The organism is Arenibacter latericius DSM 15913, from assembly GCF_000424985.1.
In the GTDB taxonomy this organism is placed as follows: Bacteria; Bacteroidota; Bacteroidia; order Flavobacteriales; family Flavobacteriaceae; genus Arenibacter; species Arenibacter latericius.
Genome location: NZ_AUKX01000013.1, coordinates 15,880 through 39,583, shown reverse-complemented (window position 1 = coordinate 39,583; position 23,704 = coordinate 15,880). Strand labels below are relative to the sequence as shown.

Annotated in this window: 20 protein-coding genes; 15 read left to right on the top strand and 5 right to left on the bottom strand. The window is 36.8% G+C overall.

Annotated features, from left to right (window positions below; genetic code table 11):
* The first annotated feature begins 56 nt into the window (after positions 1-56).
* The 5 genes from H344_RS0107950 to rodA all read left to right on the top strand — a co-directional run bounded on the left by H344_RS0107950 (position 57) and on the right by rodA (position 5,661).
* Entirely contained in the window at positions 57-1,085 is a 1,029-nt protein-coding gene (locus tag H344_RS0107950; RefSeq protein WP_026809840.1) for a rod shape-determining protein, read from the top strand.
* Between the two features lie 114 nt (positions 1,086-1,199).
* Positions 1,200-2,021 (top strand): rod shape-determining protein MreC, encoded by an 822-nt coding sequence (gene mreC, locus H344_RS0107945; RefSeq protein WP_026809839.1) that lies wholly within the window; start codon positions 1,200-1,202, stop codon positions 2,019-2,021.
* Between the two features lie 97 nt (positions 2,022-2,118).
* The gene (locus H344_RS0107940) at positions 2,119-2,523 is read left to right on the top strand and encodes a rod shape-determining protein MreD (protein WP_316929558.1); all 405 of its coding nucleotides are present in this window, start codon (positions 2,119-2,121) and stop codon (positions 2,521-2,523) included.
* Entirely contained in the window at positions 2,520-4,388 is a 1,869-nt protein-coding gene (locus H344_RS0107935) for a peptidoglycan D,D-transpeptidase FtsI family protein (protein WP_026809837.1), read from the top strand. The genes H344_RS0107940 and H344_RS0107935 overlap by 4 nt, the downstream gene beginning before the upstream one ends.
* Positions 4,378-5,661, top strand: coding sequence for a rod shape-determining protein RodA (rodA, locus tag H344_RS0107930; protein WP_026809836.1), 1,284 nt, complete (start codon positions 4,378-4,380; stop codon positions 5,659-5,661). Before H344_RS0107935 ends, rodA begins: the two co-directional genes overlap by 11 nt.
* Here the strand turns inward: rodA and H344_RS0107925 are convergent.
* Positions 5,658-6,470: a DNA/RNA non-specific endonuclease gene (locus H344_RS0107925; RefSeq protein ID WP_026809835.1), complete on the bottom strand. Its 813-nt coding sequence runs from the start codon at positions 6,468-6,470 to the stop codon at positions 5,658-5,660. The genes rodA and H344_RS0107925 overlap by 4 nt on opposite strands.
* Positions 6,471-6,646: 176 nt before the next feature.
* Between H344_RS0107925 and msrB the strand changes: the two genes are divergently transcribed.
* From msrB to H344_RS0107900, 5 genes are all read left to right on the top strand, one after another.
* On the top strand, positions 6,647-7,108 hold the full coding sequence (gene msrB, locus H344_RS0107920; protein WP_026809834.1) for a peptide-methionine (R)-S-oxide reductase MsrB: 462 nt from the start codon (positions 6,647-6,649) through the stop codon (positions 7,106-7,108).
* Positions 7,101-7,652 (top strand): peptide-methionine (S)-S-oxide reductase MsrA, encoded by a 552-nt coding sequence (msrA, locus tag H344_RS0107915; protein WP_026809833.1) that lies wholly within the window; start codon positions 7,101-7,103, stop codon positions 7,650-7,652. The genes msrB and msrA overlap by 8 nt, the downstream gene beginning before the upstream one ends.
* A 171-nt stretch (positions 7,653-7,823) precedes the next feature.
* Positions 7,824-8,279 (top strand): peroxiredoxin family protein, encoded by a 456-nt coding sequence (locus H344_RS19860; RefSeq protein WP_051254190.1) that lies wholly within the window; start codon positions 7,824-7,826, stop codon positions 8,277-8,279.
* 33 nt (positions 8,280-8,312) lie between these two features.
* Complete coding sequence (locus tag H344_RS0107905) at positions 8,313-8,582, top strand: GNAT family N-acetyltransferase (protein ID WP_026809832.1); 270 nt, start codon at positions 8,313-8,315, stop codon at positions 8,580-8,582.
* A 35-nt stretch (positions 8,583-8,617) separates the two neighbouring features.
* Positions 8,618-10,189, top strand: a complete 1,572-nt coding sequence (locus H344_RS0107900; RefSeq protein ID WP_026809831.1) for a protein adenylyltransferase SelO — start codon at positions 8,618-8,620, stop codon at positions 10,187-10,189.
* Positions 10,190-10,253: 64 nt separating this feature from the next.
* Here the strand turns inward: H344_RS0107900 and H344_RS0107895 are convergent, their stop codons facing one another.
* On the bottom strand, positions 10,254-12,455 hold the full coding sequence (locus H344_RS0107895) for a carboxy terminal-processing peptidase (protein WP_026809830.1): 2,202 nt from the start codon (positions 12,453-12,455) through the stop codon (positions 10,254-10,256).
* A gap of 339 nt (positions 12,456-12,794) precedes the next feature.
* Here H344_RS0107895 and surE point away from each other — a divergent pair, with 339 nt between their 5' ends.
* The 5 genes from surE (at position 12,795) to H344_RS0107865 (ending at position 17,684) form a co-directional block, all read left to right on the top strand.
* Positions 12,795-13,574 carry a 5'/3'-nucleotidase SurE gene (surE, locus tag H344_RS0107885; RefSeq protein WP_026809829.1) on the top strand — a complete coding sequence of 260 codons (780 nt, stop codon included), beginning with the start codon at positions 12,795-12,797 and terminating at the stop codon, positions 13,572-13,574.
* Positions 13,567-13,848, top strand: coding sequence for a hypothetical protein (locus H344_RS0107880; RefSeq protein ID WP_026809828.1), 282 nt, complete (start codon positions 13,567-13,569; stop codon positions 13,846-13,848). The genes surE and H344_RS0107880 overlap by 8 nt, the downstream gene beginning before the upstream one ends.
* Positions 13,849-13,909: 61 nt before the next feature.
* Positions 13,910-15,037, top strand: a complete 1,128-nt coding sequence (gene lpxB, locus H344_RS0107875; RefSeq protein ID WP_026809827.1) for a lipid-A-disaccharide synthase — start codon at positions 13,910-13,912, stop codon at positions 15,035-15,037.
* 65 nt (positions 15,038-15,102) lie between these two features.
* Complete coding sequence (locus tag H344_RS0107870; RefSeq protein ID WP_026809826.1) at positions 15,103-15,663, top strand: C40 family peptidase; 561 nt, start codon at positions 15,103-15,105, stop codon at positions 15,661-15,663.
* Positions 15,663-17,684 carry a ComEC/Rec2 family competence protein gene (locus tag H344_RS0107865; RefSeq protein WP_026809825.1) on the top strand — a complete coding sequence of 674 codons (2,022 nt, stop codon included), beginning with the start codon at positions 15,663-15,665 and terminating at the stop codon, positions 17,682-17,684. Before H344_RS0107870 ends, H344_RS0107865 begins: the two co-directional genes overlap by 1 nt.
* Before the next feature lie 3 nt (positions 17,685-17,687).
* Here the strand turns inward: H344_RS0107865 and H344_RS0107860 are convergent, their stop codons facing one another.
* Genes H344_RS0107860 through H344_RS0107850 form a run of 3 tightly spaced genes read right to left on the bottom strand, consistent with a single transcriptional unit; the run spans position 17,688 to position 23,546 of the window.
* Positions 17,688-19,472: a peptide MFS transporter gene (locus tag H344_RS0107860; protein ID WP_026809824.1), complete on the bottom strand. Its 1,785-nt coding sequence runs from the start codon at positions 19,470-19,472 to the stop codon at positions 17,688-17,690.
* Positions 19,473-19,508: 36 nt separating this feature from the next.
* Positions 19,509-21,344 (bottom strand): peptide MFS transporter, encoded by a 1,836-nt coding sequence (locus H344_RS0107855; RefSeq protein ID WP_026809823.1) that lies wholly within the window; start codon positions 21,342-21,344, stop codon positions 19,509-19,511.
* A 15-nt stretch (positions 21,345-21,359) separates the two neighbouring features.
* The gene (locus H344_RS0107850; protein ID WP_026809822.1) at positions 21,360-23,546 is read right to left on the bottom strand and encodes a S9 family peptidase; all 2,187 of its coding nucleotides are present in this window, start codon (positions 23,544-23,546) and stop codon (positions 21,360-21,362) included.
* Between the last annotated feature and the right edge of the window lie 158 nt (positions 23,547-23,704).

Genomic DNA, 23,704 nt, shown 5'->3' with positions numbered 1-23,704 from the left:
TTTCCTTACTTTTGAAGATAAAACTGACTTTTAATCCGAAAACAAACAGCTAAAAAATGGGATTTTTTGATTTCTTAACCGAGGAGATAGCGATAGATTTAGGAACCGCTAACACCCTAATTATTCACAATGACAAGGTTGCTGTGGACAATCCCTCTATTGTTGCTAGAGATAGAATTACTGGCAAAATCATCGCGGTTGGAAAAGAAGCCAGTATGATGCAGGGGAAAACCCATGAAAACATCAAGACCATTAGGCCGTTAAAGGATGGAGTTATTGCGGATTTTGATGCATCTGAAAAGATGATCAGTATGTTTATTAAAAACATACCCGCACTTAAGAAAAAGTGGTTCCCGCCCGCATTGCGGATGGTAATATGCATCCCTTCCGGAATTACGGAGGTAGAAATGAGGGCGGTAAAAGAATCGGCAGAGCGAGTAAATGGCAAGGAAGTATATCTAATTCACGAACCAATGGCAGCTGCTATAGGGATCGGATTAGATATTATGCAACCTAAAGGAAATATGATCGTAGATATAGGTGGGGGAACTACTGAAATTGCGGTAATTGCTCTAGGAGGAATCGTATGCGATAAGTCCGTTAAGATTGCCGGTGATGTATTCACAAATGATATTATCTATTATATGCGTACCCAGCATAACTTATATGTTGGAGAAAGCACCGCAGAGAATATTAAGATTACTATTGGTTCTGCCACGGAAGACTTACAGTCGCCACCAGATGAAATGTCCGTTCAAGGTAGGGATCTTCTAACCGGTAAACCAAAACAAGTTTCTGTTTCTTATAGGGAAATAGCAAAAGCTTTGGATAAATCCATTTTAAGGGTAGAAGATGCAGTTATGGAAACCTTATCTCAAACGCCACCAGAATTGGCGGCAGATATCTATAACACAGGAATTTACCTAGCTGGAGGCGGGTCTATGCTAAGAGGTCTAGATAGACGTTTATCTCAAAAAACAGACTTACCAGTATATATTGCAGAGGATCCATTAAGAGCTGTTGTTAGGGGTACGGGAATTGCTTTAAAAAATTTGGACCGCTATAAAAGCATCTTAATTAAATAAATTTAATAAAAAGCTTTGATGGGAATCATCCTATTAAAACTAATAAAAGCAACCGGACCTTAATTCTAGAATTGACCTATTAAAAATGAAGGTTCAATAATTTAACACAAGTACATGCAGCAGATTATTAATTTTATATTAAAATATAAAAACTTCTTGCTCTATGTATTGTTAATGATCATTGCACTAACATTTACAATAAGGGCACAGTCTTACCATAATTCTAAGTTTTTTAATTCGGCAAATTGGCTTACCGGTAATTTATACGAATCTACCAACAACGTTTCTACCTTCTTTAGCCTTGGGATAGAGAACAAAAAGTTAGTTGAAGAAAATAAGAGATTACGTTACCAATTATTCAATCAGAAAAAAGAAGTAGTTGAAGTTGAACAATTGGATTCTACCCAAATTGATTATGAGGTGTTTTCTGGCCAAATAATTAAAAATAGCTATTCTTTACCAAGGAACTATATCACTCTAAACAAAGGAAGTTCTGATGGACTGGAGATAGATATGGGGGTTATTACTGCTGATGGAATTCTAGGTATAATAGAACATACCTCAAAAAATTTCTCGTTGGTGCAAAGCATCCTAAATGTAAGGTCTAGAATTAATGCTAAGATAAAAAACACTAACCATTACGGTTCCTTAACATGGGACACCAAAGATTACCGAACAGCACAATTGAAAGACATAGAGCGACTGGTACCCTTAAATATTGGTGACACCATCGTAACCGGTGCAAGTTCTAGTATTTTTCCAGAAAACATACCTATTGGAGTCATCGAGAATTTTGAAATTACCACATCCCAAAGTTCGTATCATATTGATGTTCGACTTTTTAATGACATGACCACTGTAAAGAATGTGTATATCATAAAAAACACGAATCGTAAAGAAATTATAGAACTAGAATCCAAGATCCGTAATGACTAGCAATAGCACCTTTATTATTGTTATTAGATTTATACTATTAATTTTAGTACAGGTCTTGGTATTCAATAATCTTAATTTTTTCGGATATATAAACCCGATGGTCTATATTCTATTCCTGTATTGGTACCCTATTAAAGATCAACGTTTTTTCTTTATATTATTAAGCTTTTTACTAGGACTAATGGTCGATTGGTTTTCAGACACCATGGCCATACATGCAGCAGCAACAGTAACCATTGCCTATTTACGCCCAGCAGTAATGCGTTTCTGCTTTGGCGCTAACCTAGAATTCCAAAATTTCCGAATAACCAATGCTACTCAAGCACAGCAAATAGCATTTCTTACGATATTGATTATCCTACATCATCTGGTATTCTTTACCCTAGAAATTTTCAGTTTTGGAAATACTCTGCTAATTTTGAAAAAAGTACTTTTCACTAGTATGGCTACCATATTACTGAGCATACTATTAAAGACACTTTTTAGCGTTAAAAAACAATGAGAAAAATACTGTTATCCTCAATAATCTTATTGGCGGGATTAACTTTTTTAGCCAGATTATCCTATCTGCAAATATTTAGTTTCTCCCCTAACCAGATATTGGAAGATCCGGCCATAAAAGCAGTTTATGACTACCCGGAAAGAGGATATATTTATGATAGGAACGGAGAGTTATTGGTCGCTAACCAACCTGCTTACGATGTAATGGTCATCCCAGGTGAAGTTAAACCTTTAGATACTTTAGAGTTTTGTGGCCTTTTAGGAATTGATAAAGAACACTTTGTAGAACAGCTGAAAAAAGCTCGGATTTATTCTCCAAGACTACCATCGGTGTTAGTTCCTCAACTCTCTAAGGAAGACTATGGTCGTCTTCAAGAGAAAATGAGGCGGTTTGAGGGCTTTTACATTCAAAAACGCTCCTTACGTTATTACGACACCAAAAGCGGCGCAAATGTCCTTGGCTACATAAGCGAGGTTAACCCATGGGACGTAGCAAAAAATCCTTCTTACTCCGCAGGGGAATTAAAGGGTACTACCGGTATAGAGAAGCAATACGAAGAAATCCTAAGGGGACAAAAGGGAGTAAAATACATTCAGAAAGATCGTTTCAATAGAGATATTGGCCCCTATAAAGATGGCGCTTTAGACACCCTTCCAGTACAAGGACAAGAAATAACAGTGACCATAGATAAATACCTACAAGAGTACGGAGAAAAATTAATGGTAGGGAAGCATGGAGGAATTGTAGCTTTGGAGCCCAGCTCTGGTGAAATATTAGCCTTGGTATCTGGTCCTAGCTATGACCCGTCTATATTAGTGGGACGTGAAAGGTCTAGAAACTACAGCAAATTACATTACGACAGTATTAGAAAACCCACTTTTGATCGCTCTTTATTGGCATCACAATCCCCTGGATCCCCATTTAAAACCTTAAATGCCCTTGTAGGACTACAAGAAGGAGCTATAAATACCGAAACAACGATACAATGTTTTAACGGATTTTATGTAGGAAGAAGAAAAAGAGGATGCCATTGCGGAGGTGGTCTTAGAGATTTACATTCAGGTCTATACCGATCTTGCAACGCATTTTCTGCGGGTGTTTTCCGAAGGTTTTACGACCAGTTCGATTCTACTGGTGAAGCTCAAGAAGCTTGGGAAAAACACATGAAAAGTTTTGGCTTAGGCACCTTCTTGGGCTACGACTTACCTATTGGAAGACCTGGTAGAATTCCAAGTAGAGAATATTATGACCGTGTATATGGCGCCAATAGATGGGGACCTACTTATATCATATCTAATTCAATTGGACAGGGAGAGGTAGAGACCACCCCAATACAATTGGCAAATATGACCGCAGCAATTGCCAATAGAGGACATTATTTTACCCCTCATGTCATAAAAAAGATTGGCGATGAAGATATATCTATTCCAAAATATACGGAAGCTAAACATACTACTATAGACAAACGCCATTTTGAGCCAGTAGTACAAGCCATGGCTGAAGTATATAATATGGGAACCGCGAGATGGCTACAAGTAAAAGATCTAGACATAGCAGGAAAAACTGGTACGGTAGAAAACTTTACTAGAATAAACGGGGTTCGCACCCAGTTAACCGACAACTCTGTTTTTGTAGCCTTTGCTCCTGTGAACAATCCAAAAATTGCCATAGCAGTATATGTAGAAAATGGGTATTTCGGCAGTCGTTACGCTGGACATATTGCCACCTTAATGATAGAAAAATATTTAAAAGGTGATATAAGCAGAAAAGATTTAGAGAAAAGAATGCTAGAAAAAACATTGGAACATGAATATGCCAAACCTTATAGTGGACAACCTTTTAAAATAAACGAACGTGCCTGGTAAAAGTACTCTAAAGCGATTAGATTGGATTTGCGTATTCTTTTACATTTGCCTAGTACTCATGGGCTGGGTAAATATCTACTCTACCGCCTTTGATGAGAGCAACCCTTCCATTTTTAATTTTGCCGCACTTTATGGTAAACAATTGTTCTTTGTTGGTGCCAGTATATTAACTATTGTGATTATACTTGGCTTAGAAGCAAACTTCTATGAACGCTTTGCCACCCTATTTTACCTCATTTCATTAGTGCTCCTTATAGGGTTATATGCCTTTGGAAAAACAATTAACGGCGCAACCGCCTGGTATGATTTGGGTTTCTTTAATTTACAACCTGCAGAGCTCGCCAAAATGACCACTGCATTAGCACTAGCCAAATACCTCAATGACATACAAACCGATATTAAGCGCTTTAAAGATCAGCTTTACGCTTTAGGTATTATATTAGTTCCCTCAATATTAATTCTTTTTCAACCAGACCCAGGGAGTGCTTTAACCTTCTTCTTCCTAATTTTCGTAATATTTAGGGAAGGTTTGCCTTTATATTATTTAAGCATTGGGGTAACGGTAATCGTTATTTTTATTACAACCCTCATGTTTGGAACAGTATGGTTGGCAATAGGATTAGGCCTTGCCTTAGGATTATTTATGCTCCTTAAAAAGCCCTCTTTTAGGATTTCCATATTACCAATCTCATTAAGGTATATCGCCATCATCGCTTTTTCTCTTTCTGTTGATTTTGTTTACGATACTGTGTTACAACAGCATCACCGAGATAGATTTAGCTTATGGTTAAGGTTGGAAAAAGATCCGAAAAAAATGGCTGAAATTCAGAGAACAATCGGGTATAATACCCACCAGTCTGAAAAAGCTATTGAGTCCGGAGGATTTTTTGGTAAAGGTTTTATGCAAGGTACACGAACAAAAGGAAACTTTGTGCCAGAACAACACACAGATTATATCTTTAGTACCGTAGGTGAGGAATGGGGTTTTTTAGGGACAGCCAGCGTGGTTATAATTTTCACCTTACTCCTACTTCGATTAGCCTTTTTAGCAGAACGCCAAAAGAACCCCTTTAGTCGAATGTATGGTTATGGCGTAATCTGTATTCTGTTTATTCATTATTTTATAAACATAGGAATGGTAATAGGAATTTTACCAACAATAGGAATCCCACTGCCTTTTTTCAGCTATGGTGGATCTGGACTTGTATTTTTTAGCGCATTACTATTTATCTTCCTTAAATTAGATGCTAATAGGATGAATGAATTAGGCTAAAACCTCCATCCTTTTGTACTTACAGTAGACTCTAGTTTATCCTGTAGCTCATTTGGTAAGCCCTGAAAAAAATCAATGCCTGTTAACTCCTCTATTTGGTCTACACTAACCACAAAATCTTTTATATCTACATCTAACTTTTTATGTGGAATTAAAAAAGCTATTACTTGCAAATTCTCCTCCTCCCCTTTTGCTACAATCTTATAAAAATACTGTGGTACCGCAACTTCCTCTTTTCCTATTGTAGGCAAATCTTCTGATAAAACACCTGCAGTAACAACTATCAGCGGCCCGTCTCTTTTTGCCCAACTTCTTATTTGCTGTTCTAATCTATTCCAAATTCCGCCATTAAAATCCCGTATTTGTGGACTAATATTACTAGTGTAAAAAGTTTCGTTATAAACTTCTTCTGAAAATCTTCTGTCTCCAGCCGGACATAGGTGTCCCCGCTCATATCCAGACCCCTTATAGTTTCTCCAATCTGCAGATGCTGTTTTCACTTTAGGATCCTGAATAAAATAAGGTCTCTTTCTATCATCATATGTTAAATGAGACCTATCTATTAAATAGGCAACCCATTCGGCCTGTTCGTGATCTTCGCTGTAAGAGAACATATAATGATCGTGCTGCACAACCGCAGCCGTGGTAGAGCTAGGCCAAAAATCTTTAGGTATTGTTGTTTTGGTCTCAGTATATGGAGGAGAAGAATCGGCAGTTGGCGTATAATAATTATCAAACCACCAGAAAACTACCATACTAAGAATCATTAATACGGTATAAATGATCTTATTTTTCCTATTTTTATTCATATGCCAAATATAAAATTAAAACGCTAGATAAGGCATACTACAAAATGTAAGCCTTTAGCTATAAAAACGACTATTAACACACTTGGAATATGGTATTGACTATCTAATTAATAAAGACCTACAATCTAGTAGCAGTACAGTTTCATAAATTAAAAACCAACAAAAGACGATATACTATGTTAACTTGGAAAGATATAATTAGTTTTAGTGTAAATGGAAATCCTACCCCAGATAAACGAGTAGAGAAAAGGGATGGAGAATGGAAAAACCTACTCACTCCGGAACAATTTAGGATTACTAGACATAAGGGCACTGAACCTCCACATAGCGGCGCACTTTGCACCACTTACGATGAAGGCGAATACGGTTGCATTTGTTGTGGTACTCCGTTGTTTGATTCTACCATAAAATTTAACTCGGGCACAGGATGGCCTAGCTTTACCCAACCTATAAAGGAGAATGCGGTTAAATATCATAAAGATACCTCCTATGGTATGATAAGGGTAGAAGCCATGTGCAATACCTGTGACGCCCATCTAGGCCATGTGTTTCCGGATGGACCGGAACCAAGTGGATTACGGTATTGTATTAATTCAGAATCTATGAAATTAATAAAGGAAGGAGTAACCAATGAGTAATAGCAACATAGAATTAGCCACCTTTGGTGGAGGCTGCTTTTGGTGCGTAGAGGCAGTTTTTCAGGAAGTGGAAGGAGTAGAGAAAGTAATTTCGGGATATACAGGTGGACAGGCCCCAGGAAAACCAACCTATAGAGAGGTTTGTTCTGGTCTTACCGGACATGCCGAGGTGGTACAATTAACCTTCAACCCTCAAATTATTTCATATGAAGATATCCTCATCATATTTATGACAACCCATGACCCTACTACTTTAAACCGACAAGGGGCAGATGTGGGAACCCAATACCGTTCCGTAATCTATTACCACAACGAAGAACAAAAGAAAATTGCGCAGGGGGTTAAACAAAAAATGTCTGATTACTATTCGGAACCGATAGTAACCGAAATAAGTCCAAAGTCTATTTTCTATGAGGCTGAAGAAGACCATCAAGACTACTATCGTAATAATAAAACTCAAGGATATTGCAGGGCAGTGATTTCTCCCAAATTGGCAAAATTACGCCAGTTACATGCCAATAAATTGAAAAAAGAAAATGCCTAGGACAGCTAGTGTTTAATCTATTTATTATTCGCTAGTTCTCTACGGTATAATCAACGTTCTTTCATTAGGAAGAGGGATAGGCAGGAAGAGAAAAACATAAATGATTTTGCATTGCATAACTTATAGAATAAAATGGAAATAATTATCCCATAATAGGAAAAGCGAATTGCTATGGAGCAAAAACCATGGGAAAAATCTGGACTTTTTACCGCAACGGAATTGGAAGTTACCCAATGGATTGATGCTAAAGGACGAGCAACAAATCCTATATTACTATCAGATTATAAAGATAAGTTTAAGGTAATATATTGTTTCCAGTACTGGTGCAAAGGATGCCATACAAGAGGTTTTCCTTCTCTTGTTAGAATGATCAATGAAAATCAGCACAGGAAAGACATCTTATTTTTGGCCGTTCAGACTGTTTTTGAAGGACATAAAGAAAATACCTATGATAAATTGCTAGTAACGCAAAAAGAATATGATTTAAAAATCCCTTTTGGCCACGATACTGGTGATACTAGCACAAATAATATCTCAAAAATAATGATCAATTATCGCACTATGGGCACCCCTTGGTTTATCTTAATAAATGAAGAAAATAGAGTGGTTTTTTCAGATTTCATCTAAATGCTAATCAAAGGATACTATAAAACAAAGATTATGACAGTTACACACGAAAAAGATAAAAATAGATTCACCATGAATATTAATGGTGATATAGCCAGAGTTGATTATCAGTTAAAGGACAACAAAATGTATTTAACCTACTCTGAAATACCCCATCACTTAAGAGGCCAAGGCTATGGCAAAATCCTTGTAGAAAAGACTTTTGAGCAATTGACCAAAGAAGGATATAACGCCAAAGCAGTATGCTCCTATACTAGGGCTGTAGCGAGAAGAAGCGAAAAATGGAATACTATAATTGAATAGACCGCACCTATAGAGCGGCACATGAAAATACAACAATGAAATTTAACATTAAAGATACCTTTACCAAAGAATTACCTGCTGATCCTATCTTAGAAAACTATAGAAGACCTGTACACGCTTGCTATTCTTATGTTAACCCAAAAAAAACCTCTAACCCTAAATTGGTCCACGCCTCACCAGCCTTAGCCAAGGAACTAGGTATTTCCGAAAAAGACGTACAATCCAACAAGTTTCTCCAAATTTTCTCTGGTAACGAACTTGTCCCTAACACCACTCCTTATGCCATGTGTTACGGAGGACATCAATTTGGAAATTGGGCGGGTCAATTGGGTGATGGTAGAGCCATCAATTTATTTGAAATGGAACACCAGAACAAACATTGGGCACTGCAGCTAAAGGGAGCAGGTGAAACCCCCTATTCTAGAAATGCTGATGGCCTAGCTGTATTACGTTCTTCTATTAGAGAATACCTATGCTCAGAAGCTATGTTTCATTTGAATATACCCACTACTAGAGCACTTTCTATAAGTGAGACAGGAGATCAGGTATTACGAGACATCCTTTATTCTGGACACCCAGAATATGAGAAAGGAGCTGTGGTTTGCCGGGTAGCACCATCTTTTATCCGTTTCGGAAATTTTGAAATTTTAATGGCTAGAGATGATAAGGACACCTTAAAAAAGTTAACTGACTATACCATTAATCATTTCTTCCCACACATTAAAAGTGGCAGTAAAGAAGGGTATATTCAGTTCTTTCAGGAAGTTACAGACCGCACCTTAGAAATGCTAATTCACTGGCAACGTGTTGGCTTTGTACATGGGGTAATGAATACAGATAATATGTCCATCCTAGGGTTAACTATTGATTACGGACCTTACGGTTGGCTAGAAGGCTATGATGAAGGCTGGACCCCCAACACCACGGATAGTAGAGAGAAGCGTTATAGGTATGGCAACCAGATAAATATTGGGTTATGGAACCTATATAGGTTGGCAAGCTCACTAATGCCTTTAATTGAAGAGGCATCACCACTTGAAGCTATCCTAGAAGGGTATCGCGATTCCTATGAGCACGAATACCTAAAAATGATGAAATCTAAGATAGGGGTCTATTCTGAGGAAAATAAAGATGAAGACATTATTCTCATAAATACTTTAGAAGAAAACTTACACTTAACAGAAACGGATATGACCATCTTTTTCAGGAATTTAAGCAATATAGATAAGGAGACATCTACTAAGTCTACCTTTTTAGCAACGGTAGAGGATGCTTTCTACTCTCCCGAGGAGCTTACTGACCATATAAAAGAAGAATGGAATACTTGGTTTAATATGTATTTATCACGTCTACAGCGCGAAGACCTTTCTAATACAGAAAGAAGAAAGAGGATGAATCTCGTAAACCCAAAATATGTTCTTAGAAATTATATGGCACAGCTAGCAATAGAAGCAGCAGAGAAAGGAGACTATTCCCTAGTGGAGGAAATGTACCAATTGCTATTGAAGCCCTATGAAGAGCAAAAAGAAGCAGAAAAATGGTTTGCAAAACGACCAGATTGGGCACGCAATAAAATTGGATGCTCCATGCTTTCTTGTAGTTCTTAAATAAAAACGCCCTTTATTAACCATAGATAAAGGGCGTTTCTAATATACTTAAAGACTAATTGGCTTATCCTTTTATGCTAGCCAACTTAGCTTTTTCTGAATTCTTTTTTAAGTCTTCTAAAACATTTACAGCTTCTTCAACGTATACATCTTTCACTAGATCTTTATGCCAACGAACACGCTTTTCTTTTAGAATAGAATCTTGGGCAAATAATTCTTGCTCGTATGGTAAAGACTTAAAGGTTAGTTTTGAATCGTAATCTGAAATCTTTTTAAAGTACTTTACTCTTTCTCTATTTTCCTCTAACTCTTTCTTAAAATCCTCATGGTTTAAAGAAACAGTAGTCTCATCTTGACTTTTCTTTATCCATTTAGCATTTTCTTCAATTAATTTAATTTGCTCACTTTGCGCCATCCTCTTCATACTATTGGCCACAGTAGTTTCATAGTCAATATGTCCTCCCCAAGGAGTATAGGAAGCAGGAGGTATCTTATCCCACCCCAGCGGGTTTACCTGATCTTTTTCTCCTAAATCTATATAGCTGTATTTATCTGGAACTACCACATCACTTTTTACTCCTTCTAACTGAGTAGATCCTCCATTAATTCTATAGAATTTTTGGGTGGTAAGTTTTAATGCACCTAAATCCCCATGCTCGTTCCCACGAACTATATTTTCTAATGGGATTACATTCTGTACAGTCCCCTTACCAAAGGTTTGTTTACTACCAATAACTATCCCTCTCTTATAATCTTGCATAGCGGCTGCCAAAATTTCTGATGCAGAGGCAGACAATTCGTTAACCAAAATAACCAAAGGACCATCCCATTGGATACGTCCGTCCTTATCATTATATACTTCGGGTTTCTGACTTGTAGATCTAACCTGTACGATTGGACCTTTCTCTATAAAGAGTCCGGCCATTTCAATTACCGTTTTTAATGACCCACCTCCATTATCACGAAGATCTAAGATTAGCCCTTCAGCACCGGCTTCCTTTAAACGCTCTACCTCTTTTGCAACATCAGTAGCCGCATTTCTTTCACTATAATCCTCAAAGTCCACATAAAACTTAGGTAAATTAATCAATCCAAATTTATGGTCATCCTTTAAAATTTTAGCTGACTTAGCGTAAGATTCTTCCAATTCTACCACGTCACGAGTAATAGATATTACTACAATAGTACCATCAACTTTCTTAACGGTAAGATCTACTACAGTACCCTTAGGCCCCTTAATAAACTTAATAGCATCATCTAATCGCATCCCCACAATATCTACAGGAGTTTCGCCATTCTGTCCTACTTTAAGTATTTCATCACCCACCTCTAAACGCTGGTCTCTCCAAACTGGTCCGCCTGAAATAACCTCCACTATTTTGGTCTGATCTCTTTTCTTCTGCAATCTAGCTCCGATACCTTCAAATTTACCAGACATACTGGTATCAAACTTCTCCTTATCATCTGGAGCAAAGTAAAAAGTATGAGGATCAAATACCTCTACAATAGTATTCAAGTATTGAACATACCAATCTTTGCGTTCTAAATCATCTATAAAATCGAAATAATCATCCAAGGTATTCATGGTATCTTCTCTCGACTTTGCTTCGGCTTCTTCAGGTGATAATGGTGTTGCATCATCTGTTTTCTCTTCAAAAACATCTACCATAACCTCATTTCCTTCAGGGGACTTATCTCTAACTGAAACCTCTGGCTTCTTAGCAACTTCATGCGGAGTTAACTTAGAATTATAGTTGCCTAAGGTGGCATACTTTAGTTGCTTTCTCCAACGTTCCTTTAGTTCTTTTCTAGAAGATGAAAAAGCAAGCTCCTTATAATTAACATCTATACTTTCTTTTATAGAATAGTCAAAAGGTTCACTAAGGACCTCCTTATAAATTACTTTCGCTTCTTCCATTCGTTTCAATAGTCGCTCATAAACGATGTCGAAGAAAGTAATATCCTTATTCTTTATTTGGTCATCTATCTGAAACTTATATTTCTCAAATTCTTGAATATCGCTTGCTAAAAAATAACGTTTTGATGGATCAAGAACTTCAAAGAAGCCATTGAACACCTGTACGGAAAAATCATCATTGATATCCTTAGGCTGATAATGACCGCGTTCCAATACATAGGTTATAAGATCTAATAATAACTTATCCTTATCATCAGTTTCAAAGGACTTATTAATATTACTTGTAAAACTACATGAGGTAACCGCAATCAGCATTATTAATAATGCGTAGGCTAAATTCTTTTTCATTTATTCATTTTTATTTTGCCCCTTACCATGAGTAATGAATACACATGGCAGGTAAGGTTATAATCTAATAAAATTAATCAAACGGCCTCTGCTAACCAAGTTTTGCTAGCCAAAACCTCCATCAAATACCATTTTGCATAAAATAAGGAAAAAATCATGCCACTTTATGCATCCCTGCCATTAATCTTTTGTTAATATAACAAACATGTCTTTTTTCACTATCGCTAAAATATAATCAAAGAAAGATCTTATTTCAGAAGCTTTTTATCAACAGCCACTAAAGGCAGCGTTAAGCAATAACATTTTAAAAACGTATTTTTGTACCTTTAATTATACCCTATGACAAAACCTTTAATTTTAGTAACCAATGATGATGGAATTACCGCTCCTGGTTTACGAGCGTTAATCCGATTTATGAAAGAGATAGGCGATGTTATTGTTGTAGCACCAAATAGCCCACAATCTGGAATGGGGCATGCGATAACCATTGACAACACCTTATACATAGAAAAAGAGACAATAAGCACGAATGACGGAGCAATAGCCGAATACAGCTGTAGCGGAACTCCTGCTGATTGTGTGAAATTAGGGCTAAGGGAACTCTTGGAAAGAAAACCAGACTTATGTGTCAGCGGAATCAATCATGGTTCTAACTCCTCCATTAATGTTATTTATTCTGGCACTATGAGTGCTGCTATAGAAGCTGGAATCGAAGGGATTCCTGCTATTGGCTTTTCACTTTGCGATTTCAATTGGAATGCAAATTTTGAACCTGCCAAAGAAGCCATTCAACAAATTGTAAGACAAGCGTTGGAGCGTGGGATTCCTAAGGGTGTTGTACTAAACGTAAACATCCCTAAAACCGATTCAGATACAACCTTAGGCATAAAAATATGTAGACAAGCCAGAGCCAATTGGAAGGAAGAGTTTGATAAGCGCATAAGCCCTAATGGTAAAGAGTATTATTGGCTAACTGGAGAGTTCGAATTATTAGATAATGGTGAGGATACCGACGAGTTTGCACTATCTAATGGGTATATCTCTGTGGTTCCTACCCAATTTGATCTTACGGCTTACCACGCCATACAACGTCTTAACAACTGGGATTTAAATGGTTAAAAAAGAGATTCTCATAGGATTTATCGTAGGGATTATTGCCAATACCTTTGGCACTTTGCTTTACATTGTTATTTTTTCTGACTTTGGAATTGCAGAAACTTATAATGCAGCAGTAGAACAAGGACATGTGGGGAGTTTATTAGCGCTAGGAGCCGTTCTAAACTTACTAGCATTTTTTGGTTTCCTAAAAATAAAAAGAGATTATAGGGCTCGCGGAGTTATGATTGCTACAGTTATGACCGCCTTACTCATCTTATATTATAAGCTTTTTTAATTTTATTTATGGCTCACTATAACCAAAACAACTACTACGGCAACCCCAATAAATTAAACTGATGAAATACTATATCATTGCTGGAGAGGCATCAGGGGACCTGCATGGGTCCAACCTCATCAAAGCTATTAAGACAAAAGATCTTGAAGCCAACATCCGTTGTTGGGGCGGCGATTTAATGCAACAAGCAGGAGGCACCTTAGTAAAGCACTATAAGGAAATGGCCTTTATGGGCTTTTTTGAAGTTATTACCAACATCAATCAAATCTTCAAAAATATTGCTTTCTGCAAAGAGGATATTTCCCAATTCAACCCAGACATCATCGTATTTATAGATTATTCTGGTTTTAACCTACGCATTGCTTCATGGGCGAAAAAACAAGGATTCCATACCAACTATTATATATCTCCGCAAATTTGGGCCTCTAGAGAAGGAAGGATAAATAAAATAAAACGTGATATAGATGCCATGCACGTTATCCTACCTTTTGAAAAAGATTTTTACGAAAAGAAACATAATTTTCCTGTAAATTTTGTGGGCCACCCTCTAATAGATGCTATTGACGAACTTCCTAGAACCGCCGAAGATTCCTTTAGAGAGCAGAATCAATTAGACAGTGAAAAACCGATAATTGCTTTGTTGCCCGGGAGTAGAAAACAAGAAGTACAAAAAATGCTGACCTTAATGCTTTCGGCAATTGAGTCATTTCCTAATTACCAGTTTGTTATTGCAGGGGCCCCTAGTTTGGAGCACGATTTTTATCAGCCATTTTTAAAGTCGGCACAAGTCGGTATTGTTTTCAATAAAACTTACGATCTATTGAGCATTTCCCACGCTGCTTTAGTAACTAGCGGAACGGCTACTCTAGAGACCGCATTGTTTAAAGTTCCTCAGGTAGTTTGTTATAGAGCCAATTGGATTTCTTACCAAATAGCAAAACGAATCATCACCTTAAAATTTATCTCACTAGTAAATCTAATAATGGATAAAGAGGTAGTAAAGGAACTTATCCAAGAAGATCTTAATACAACTAATATAAAAAAGGAGCTCTCAAAGATACTAGAGGGACCTTACAGAGCGAGTCAAATAGAAGCCTATATAAACTTGGAGAAAAAGCTAGGAGGCAAAGGTGCCAGTGCAAAGGCAGCAGCGCTAATCGTGGGCAATGCCCAAAAAGTCTCTAATTAAAAATCTATCATTGTTAATTTATTTTTTATAAATTTGATTCTCTGGGTTCACTAACTTTTAATTTAATGATAAGAAAAATCCTTTCTTTGGTAATAATTTTTTTAGTGGTTAGCTGCGGAGCCTCCAAAAAGAAATCCATTGCAGAAACCGATAGAAAAATTAGCGTTAGTCCAACAATAATTTCGGTAGCACCATCAAAAGAGGATTCTGAAATAGTTGAAGCTAAACCCGTAACCGCTAACCGTAAATCCAAACAAATAATTAATACAGCGCTTACCTTTTCGGGTACACGCTATAAATTTGGAGGCACTACCACCAAAGGGATGGATTGCTCTGGCTTACTTTATGTCTCTTTTGGAGAACACGATATAGATATTCCTAGAGCTTCATATCAAATAGCAAAGGAAGGGCAGAATATCGATTTAAAGGAAGTTTCTGAAGGCGACCTTCTTTTCTTTGGTACTTCTAACAGAAAAAAAAGTATAAACCACGTAGGCCTAGTGGTCTCGGTAGACGGAAATGATATAAAATTTATTCATTCTACAACCTCTAGGGGTGTAATAGTTTCCTCATTGCGGGAAGGATATTGGAATTCTGCCTTTATTAAGGCAACCAGAATCCTTTAATGCGGCTGCTACAATTTACAGCAATTAAACTCAGCATTTGCCTGATAATTGGGATATTAATAGGTAGTTACTTTAACCCCTCCCTTATTACTGCAGCCGTTCTCTGTATCCTGCTGCTACTATTATTAGGCATAGAACATTTTCTTGTTAAGAGACACAGCTTGCACTTTGGAGTACTCTGTGCCTTTTTAACCATAATGATTGGGGTTTTAAGCATAAGCTTAAAAGATGCCAAAAATAACCAAATTCATTATTCTCATCTTAATCTAGACCGACCTTGGACCTTTACCTTGAAAATTGACGAGGTATTAAAAGCCAATAATTTTTCGGATCGTTATATCGCCACAGTCCAACAAATGGACAGCCTAAGGGTAACTGGAAAAATTATACTTTATATAAACAGGGAACAGCAGAGTACTCCTTTTAAAGTAGATGATGAAATTATTAGCTACACCACTCTCAATAAGGTTGCCCCCCCTTTAAACCCTCATCAGTTTGATTATAGGAAATACCTAAAAGGTTTGGGAATACACCAACAATTGAGATTATCTAATGATCAACTTGTTGAAAGAGAAAGTAGTCATAGCACCATATTTGGACTCGCAGCTAAGGTTAGGATTCAAATAATAGATAAATTAAAGCAAGAAAATTTTGGAAAAGAGGAGTTGGCTATAATCCAAGCTCTCCTATTAGGCCAACGAAACGAGATTACCGAAATCACCAACACGGATTATAAGGATGCTGGAGCATTTCATATTTTGGCACTCTCCGGATTACATATAGGTATTTTATTAGGCCTATTACACTTTGTATTATCCCCTTTAGAACTCCTTCCTAAAGGAAGAGTTATAAAATTACTAGTTATTGTACTCTTATTATGGGGGTTTGCATTTTTGGCAGGAATGTCTTCCTCAATTTTAAGAGCCGTTACCATGTTTAGCTTTGTTGCTTATGCCCTTTATCTAAATAGACCTACTAGCCATTTTAACATTCTTGCCCTATCGCTTTTATGTATTCTTCTACTTTTTAATCCGTTACTACTATTCCAGGTAGGATTCCAATTAAGCTATACTGCAGTTTTTGCCATCCTATGGATTTACCCGCTACTTCAAAAATTCTGGACACCTAAAAATTGGATCCTAAAAAGAGGATGGGAGCTCATTTCGGTCAGTATAGCAGCTCAATTGGGCGTGCTCCCATTAAGTCTTTATTATTTCCATCAATTCCCTGGACTTTTCTTGGTCTCTAGCTTATTAATTCTTCCATTTTTAGCAATTATCCTAGGCATGGGAATTTTGGTCATTACCCTAGCCGTCAGCAATGCTTTACCCTCTTTTTTGGTTGCACTATACGATGGAATTATCCGATGGATGAATACCATCATTGGGTGGGTAGCACAACAGGAAAGTTTTATTTTTAGAAATATTTATTTTGATATCATTCAACTATTCTTGGCATATGGTATTCTTATCACCTTCATATCTATATTACAAAAGGCATCCTATAAAAGAACAGCTATCTTTCTCACCTCAATAATATGCTTCCAACTATGGGGACTTGGAATTAAATACCACATCCATAATAAAGAGCACCTCTTATTAGGCCATACTGGTAGAAACACCACTATATTACATCATTCCGGACAGAAGGTGATGGTGTACACTAATAATTGGTCGGGCTCCAAAAGAATGGCCACGGACTATTCTGTTGCTAACCTCACTTCAGAACTAACACACCAACCGCTAAAGAACAGTTTTACAGTAGCTACAGAACGGCTATTAATAATAGACAGTTCCTTTACTTACTTCTCTGGCGATACTAATTTAAATACTATAGTATTGACTCAATCTCCAAAAATAAACTTAGATCGATTATTAGATTCTGTACAGCCTAAACTAGTTCTTGCCGATGGCAGCAATTATAATAGTTATATAGAACGATGGAAAGCTAGCTGTTTAAAAAGAAAGCTCCCTTTTCACTATACAGGTGAAAAGGGAGCTTACCATTTTAAAATTCCTTAAATATTATCTTACTCCGTGCATTAACTTTTTTAATATCGGATTTAAAACAATTGAAATAAGACCTACACCAGCAGGAACTAAGGCAAAAATTAAGAAGAAAGTTCCTAATGAATATTCAGCTGATATTTTATCAATCATCCCTCCCATTGTACCTGCTGCTTTCTGACCAATAGCAATGGCCAAATACCATATTCCGAACATAAAGCCAATCATTCTTCCTGGCACTAACTTACTTAAATAAGACAATCCAACAGGCGACAAGCAAAGTTCTCCCATGGTGTGGAGTAAGTATGCCAAGATTAAGAAAATCATACTTACAGAAGCCGTTTGCGCTCCTGAAGGAATACCCACAGTACCAAAAGCTAAAATTCCGAAGCCTAATCCCAAAAGAATCAATCCTAAACCATATTTCATAGCTGCACTAGGATTGTATTTACTTTCCCACCATTTAGAAAAGAATGGCGCCAAACTGATAATAAAGAAAGAGTTTAAAATTCCAAACCATGATGCCCCCACTTCAGTAGTATCTTGACTAAATTCCCTGTCTATTTTCCAGATTACGATACCCCAAAGAAAGATAAATGCTAACGCCAATATAATATTGGAATACGGTATCTTAGAATAGGTCTTTTTGAATAACAAATACAATACCCAAGTAATAACAGCAAGCGGACCAACGGTAAGGATTAAATCTATGATTTTAAATACTAGGGCCGAATTCCCTGCTAACTCCCTAGCGGTATAATCTCTCGCAAAAATAGTCATAGAGCCCAAGGATTGCTCAAAAGCTGCAAAGAAGAATACGGTGAATATCCCAAAAATAGACACGGCAATAATCCTATCACGTACTATTCTAGAATATCTAGAAATCCTACTTATGATTAGATACAGGAACATTGCAAGTGCTAACAGAACCGTAAAGTTAGAACCGTCTAAGCCACCTACTTTAAAATCTAAAATATTGATATTTCCAACTTTAGACATAGGATCATTAAACAGATACAATAATCCACCTATTGAGGATAACACTATCAAAACCATATCTAATGTTGAAAATGGATTTGGCTTCTCTTCTTCCTCTTTCTTTGCACCTCCCCTTTGGGCGTCATCTATAAGGTCTTGCTGTATTTTGGCTTCCTTAACAACACTAGGTTTCTCTCCAATTTTACCAAATAAATCCTTAGCTAACCAGAATTGTAACATCCCTAGAAACATAAAGATACCGGCTAGACCAAAGCCATAGCTCCAACCTATATTTTCAGCTAAATATCCACATAGCATCATTCCGAAAAAGGCACCTGCATTCACTCCCATGTAGAAAATGGTATAGGCACCATCTTTCTTAGACTCCTTGCCTTTATACATTTCGGAGATCATAGAGGTAATATTCGGTTTAAAAAATCCGGTTCCAATCACTAAAAATGCCAATCCTAAATACAGAGCAAAAGGGGTTTCTATCGCCATGGAAGCATGCCCCAAAGTCATGATAAAACAACCTATAATTACCGCCCATTTATAACCTGTAAATCTATCCGCTATATAACCTCCAATAATTGGTGTAAGGTAAAGTAGGGAAGCATAGGTTCCTATTAAAGATAACGCATGTTCCCGCGGCCATTCCCAACCTGGGTTATCACTAACTATAGGTGCGGTTAAAAATAGCACCAATAAGATTCGCATTCCATAAAAGGAAAAGCGCTCCCACATCTCCGTGAAAAACAATACAAAAAGTCCGGCCGGGTGACCTATAACATTATCCTTAAATAAATTTTCAATATCGGTATTCATAATTGCGTATTTGTTAAAAGCTTCTTTAACTAGAGTTTAATTAGATTTATTGATATCGGGATCACCTAGTTCATAAGGCTCATTATCCTTAATGATATGCTCGTGATCCTCTGCTCCATGTGTAAGTTTTTTCAGCTTTTTCAAGAATAAAATCAGAAGAAGTCCAAAACTAACGGTAAAAATAGTTAACCACATGAAAGTACTAAACTCCTGTTCGCTTTGCTCCTCTTCTAAAACAAAAGAAACGTTATAGTTATTACCATCCCCTTTATTTTCTAGGTTTTGAGCTGCATCCTTGTCTTTTTCAAAAACAAGCTTAGCGTGATAAGGATTCCTAGCAATAGCATTATTCTCGCTTAAGGTTTCTTTTAATTTAGTAAGGTCTGCATCCTCCGAGTTGGATAGTTTAAATAGATAATTAAGTGATTCGCCTGAATTGATTTCTTTAAACAGCACAGCATCATTATCTAGATAAACCTGACTTTTAATACTGAAGTTTTTATCCTCATTAATAGGATAGTCATATATCTTAACAATCTTTTTATCGAGATTTTTTATTTCCATGGTATCCTTGGAAATAAATGGAAGAACATCCTCTTTATTAACAATCATTTCCCCTTGGTATGGGTGCAATTGGGAAGATTCTCCAATAGTTCCTGCCAACATATTTCCAAATCCAGTTGCTGCGAAATAAACCCCCATCATAATAGAAGCGTATTTTACAGGTGCAAGTTTGGTAATAAAGGAAAGCGATACTGGAGAAGTACAAAGTTCTCCCAACGTATGGAAAAGGTAGGCTAGGAAAATCCATATCATAGCGGCTTTACCAAAAACCTCTGCACTAGCTTCCTTAGACGCGAACATCATAAAAACATAACCAAGCCCCATGATAATTGTCCCTATAGCCATTTTGAAAAGAGAGGAAGATTCCTTTCCACTCTTCTTCCACCATATCCAAAAACTTCCTACTATAGTTCCAAAGATGATGATATATCCAGCATTTAAGGATTGGAACACTGCTGCAGGAATCTCTTGCAATCCACTTAATCCAATATATCTATCTACTTTTGCATCCGTGTATAAGTTCATTAAACCTCCTGCTTGCTCAAAGGCACCCCAGAAAACAATTACGATCAGGAAGGAAATTAACAATACCAGCACCCTATCCTTTTCAACTTTATTAAGTGGACGTTTTGCTGCTAGACGCTCCTCTTCAGAAACATTTTTTCCTCCACTAAATTCTCCAACACCCTTTAAGTATTTCTGTCCCCAAACAAAAACAGCCTGACCTATTAGCATCCCAATTCCTGCAAGTCCAAAACCATAATGCCATCCGTAATAGTAGGCAACTAATCCTACGGAAATACTGGATAAGAAGGCACCTATATTAATTCCAATATAGAAAATAGTAAATCCGCTATCCCTTCTTAAGTCTCCTTCTTGGTATAGACCACCTACCATAGTTGAGATATTAGGCTTAAGACCACCTACTCCTAAAATAATTAGGATTAAACCAGTGAAAAAGGCCCAATCTTGGGGTATTGCTAGTGTAATATGTCCTAAACAAAGCAGTAATCCACCTAGCATTACCGTTTTTTTCTGACCTAAGAATTTATCGGCAACCCATCCGCCAGGGATTGAAGCTACATAAACTAACATGGTATACCATCCATACAACCACAAAGCATCTTTATTAGACCATCCTAATCCCGGATCAATAGCAGTAGCAGAGGTGGCGACATAGAGCACCAATATTCCCCGCATTCCATAGTAAGAGAAACGCTCCCACATTTCCGTGAAAAACAATATAAAAAGACCAACAGGATGGCCAAAAAGTTCTTTCCGAGACATTTGAGACACTGAAGTTTGCATAGGTAGATTTGTTAATTAAAGATTTTGTTTAATAAAATTAGTCATTCTGGTGTAGAGATGTAGACGGGTATTCCCTCCATAAATCCCATGATTCTTGTCTGGGTAAATATCCCATTCAAACTGCTTATTAGCTTGCACTAACGCTTCTACCATTCGCATGGCATTCTGCACGTGTACATTATCATCACTACTACCATGAACTAATAAATACTTTCCTTTTAATAATTCAGGATAATTTATGGGCGAATTTTCATCATACCCACTTGGATTCTCCTGTGGGGTTCTCATAAAACGTTCGGTGTAAATAGTATCGTAAAACCTCCATGAGGTAACGGGAGCCACTGCAATAGCCATCTCAAAAGTATCATTACCTTTTAACAAGCAATTGGTCGACATAAATCCGCCATAACTCCATCCCCATATTCCAGTTCTATTTTCATCTATATAGGGCAATTCACTTAATTTTTTTGCGGCATCTATTTGGTCTTCCACTTCATATTTACCCAATTCTTTATAGGTCACCTTTTTAAACTCTGCGCCTTTAAAGCCCGTACCTCTACCATCTACACAGACCACTATATACCCTTCGTCTGCTAGCATTTGATACCAATAATCATTGCTTCCCATCCAAGAATTGGAAACGGATTGAGACCCAGGGCCGCTATATTGAGTCATAAACATGGGATACTTCTTATTGGCATCGAAATTGGTGGGTTTTATCATCCACATATTCAACTCATTACCATTAACTTCTATTGTAGAAAATTCTTTGGGACTTAAATTATAATCCTGAAGTTTCACCAATAGATTTCTATTATCTAAAATATCTTTTATTTTATTTCCATTAGAAGCACGGTGTAAGGTAAACTCTGGAGGAGTAGTAGCACTAGAATAGGTATTGATGAAATAGGTAAAGTCTGCACTAAAATCAGCAGAATTTCTTCCTAACTTCTGTGATAACCGTTTTTTAGTTTTACCATTATTACGAATACTGTAGACATCTCTATTGATGGAACCATTTTCGGTAGATTGGTAATAAATGCGGCCAGATTTAGAATCATACCCGTAATAATTGGTTACTTCCCATGCTCCCTTAGTCACTTGGTTTTTTAATTTCCCTGTAGAATCGTACAAGTAAATATGATTATACCCATCCTGCTCACTCGTCCAGATAAAACTATCATCTTTAAGGAAAGTAAGATTATCCGTTACATCTAAATAGGCATCATCTGTTTCTTCCAACAAGGTTTGGGTACTACCGTTCTTAGCATTTACCTGCACCAATTTTAAATTATTCTGATGTCTATTCAGGGTCTGCACACTTAAAAATTCAGGATTATTCATCCATTTTATCCTTGGGATATAATAAGGATTATTAAGATCTATAGCAGTTACTTTCCCCGAATTTACATCTAACATATGAAGAGATACTTGCGCATTATCTTCTCCTGCCTTAGGGTATTTAAATACCGTTTGGGTCTGATAAAGCTCACTGCCATACACGTCCATTGAGAATTCTGGCACGTTGGTTTCATCAAATCGAATAAATGCCAATTTGGTGCCATTAGAATTCCATTCAAACGCACGTACAAAAGCAAATTCCTCCTCATAAACCCAATCTGTAACCCCGTTTATAATCTTATTCTTTTCTCCATCAGTAGTAACCTGAGTAGTAGTATTAGAAACCAGATTATATATATAAATATTATTATCCCTTACGTAGGCTACTTTACTACCATCAGGCGAAATAGAAGGCTCCTGAATTTTATCCTCAGAAATTTTGGTGATTTTTTTCGAGTTAATATCGTATAAGTAATAAACACCTAAGGTGGAGCGTCTAAAAATTGGCGTAATCTCCGTTGCCAAAAGCAGTTTAGACTCATCACTACTAAACTCATAGGAAGTAAAGAACGGAATGCTATTGCTTTTTGAAGAACTAAGAATAGTCTCGGCTTTTTCTAAGGTTTTATAATCGTATTTATCTATAGAAGACACCCCATTTCTTCTGTCCACATTCAGTATAGTGTATTGATCTCCATTTTTAAGGGAGCGCAACCTATCCATACCTTTGGTTCCGAATGTACCGCTATAGATTTCCTCTAGGGTAACTTTTTTATTTTGGGCAACAAGCGCAGTACAAGAGGTAATTACAAAAATCAATAATAAAAGATGCGCTTTTTTCACAAGACTCAAATATTTCATAAAAAATTAAAAATGCAAAAGTAACTTTGGACCCGCTTATTTGCTCTATTTGATTAAAAGTGTCAAGAATACTTAAAATATCACAAAAATAAGCGTTTTAAACTAATATTATAATTTACAAATGCCGTAAAAATACACTTTTCATTTACATTATTCCT

What these genes read in the sequence shown, in the direction of transcription:
- H344_RS0107950 (WP_026809840.1), top strand. Translation starts at nt 57, where the DNA reads ATGGGATTTTTTGATTTCTTAACCGAGGAGATAGCGATAGATTTAGGA.
- mreC (WP_026809839.1), top strand. Translation starts at nt 1,200, where the DNA reads ATGCAGCAGATTATTAATTTTATATTAAAATATAAAAACTTCTTGCTC.
- H344_RS0107940 (WP_316929558.1), top strand. Translation starts at nt 2,119, where the DNA reads ATGGTCTATATTCTATTCCTGTATTGGTACCCTATTAAAGATCAACGT.
- H344_RS0107935 (WP_026809837.1), top strand. Translation starts at nt 2,520, where the DNA reads ATGAGAAAAATACTGTTATCCTCAATAATCTTATTGGCGGGATTAACT.
- H344_RS0107925 (WP_026809835.1), bottom strand. Translation starts at nt 6,470, where the DNA reads ATGAATAAAAATAGGAAAAATAAGATCATTTATACCGTATTAATGATT.
- msrB (WP_026809834.1), top strand. Translation starts at nt 6,647, where the DNA reads ATGTTAACTTGGAAAGATATAATTAGTTTTAGTGTAAATGGAAATCCT.
- msrA (WP_026809833.1), top strand. Translation starts at nt 7,101, where the DNA reads ATGAGTAATAGCAACATAGAATTAGCCACCTTTGGTGGAGGCTGCTTT.
- H344_RS19860 (WP_051254190.1), top strand. Translation starts at nt 7,824, where the DNA reads ATGGAGCAAAAACCATGGGAAAAATCTGGACTTTTTACCGCAACGGAA.
- H344_RS0107905 (WP_026809832.1), top strand. Translation starts at nt 8,313, where the DNA reads ATGACAGTTACACACGAAAAAGATAAAAATAGATTCACCATGAATATT.
- H344_RS0107900 (WP_026809831.1), top strand. Translation starts at nt 8,618, where the DNA reads ATGAAATTTAACATTAAAGATACCTTTACCAAAGAATTACCTGCTGAT.
- H344_RS0107895 (WP_026809830.1), bottom strand. Translation starts at nt 12,455, where the DNA reads ATGAAAAAGAATTTAGCCTACGCATTATTAATAATGCTGATTGCGGTT.
- surE (WP_026809829.1), top strand. Translation starts at nt 12,795, where the DNA reads ATGACAAAACCTTTAATTTTAGTAACCAATGATGATGGAATTACCGCT.
- H344_RS0107880 (WP_026809828.1), top strand. Translation starts at nt 13,567, where the DNA reads ATGGTTAAAAAAGAGATTCTCATAGGATTTATCGTAGGGATTATTGCC.
- lpxB (WP_026809827.1), top strand. Translation starts at nt 13,910, where the DNA reads ATGAAATACTATATCATTGCTGGAGAGGCATCAGGGGACCTGCATGGG.
- H344_RS0107870 (WP_026809826.1), top strand. Translation starts at nt 15,103, where the DNA reads ATGATAAGAAAAATCCTTTCTTTGGTAATAATTTTTTTAGTGGTTAGC.
- H344_RS0107865 (WP_026809825.1), top strand. Translation starts at nt 15,663, where the DNA reads ATGCGGCTGCTACAATTTACAGCAATTAAACTCAGCATTTGCCTGATA.
- H344_RS0107860 (WP_026809824.1), bottom strand. Translation starts at nt 19,472, where the DNA reads ATGAATACCGATATTGAAAATTTATTTAAGGATAATGTTATAGGTCAC.
- H344_RS0107855 (WP_026809823.1), bottom strand. Translation starts at nt 21,344, where the DNA reads ATGCAAACTTCAGTGTCTCAAATGTCTCGGAAAGAACTTTTTGGCCAT.
- H344_RS0107850 (WP_026809822.1), bottom strand. Translation starts at nt 23,546, where the DNA reads ATGAAATATTTGAGTCTTGTGAAAAAAGCGCATCTTTTATTATTGATT.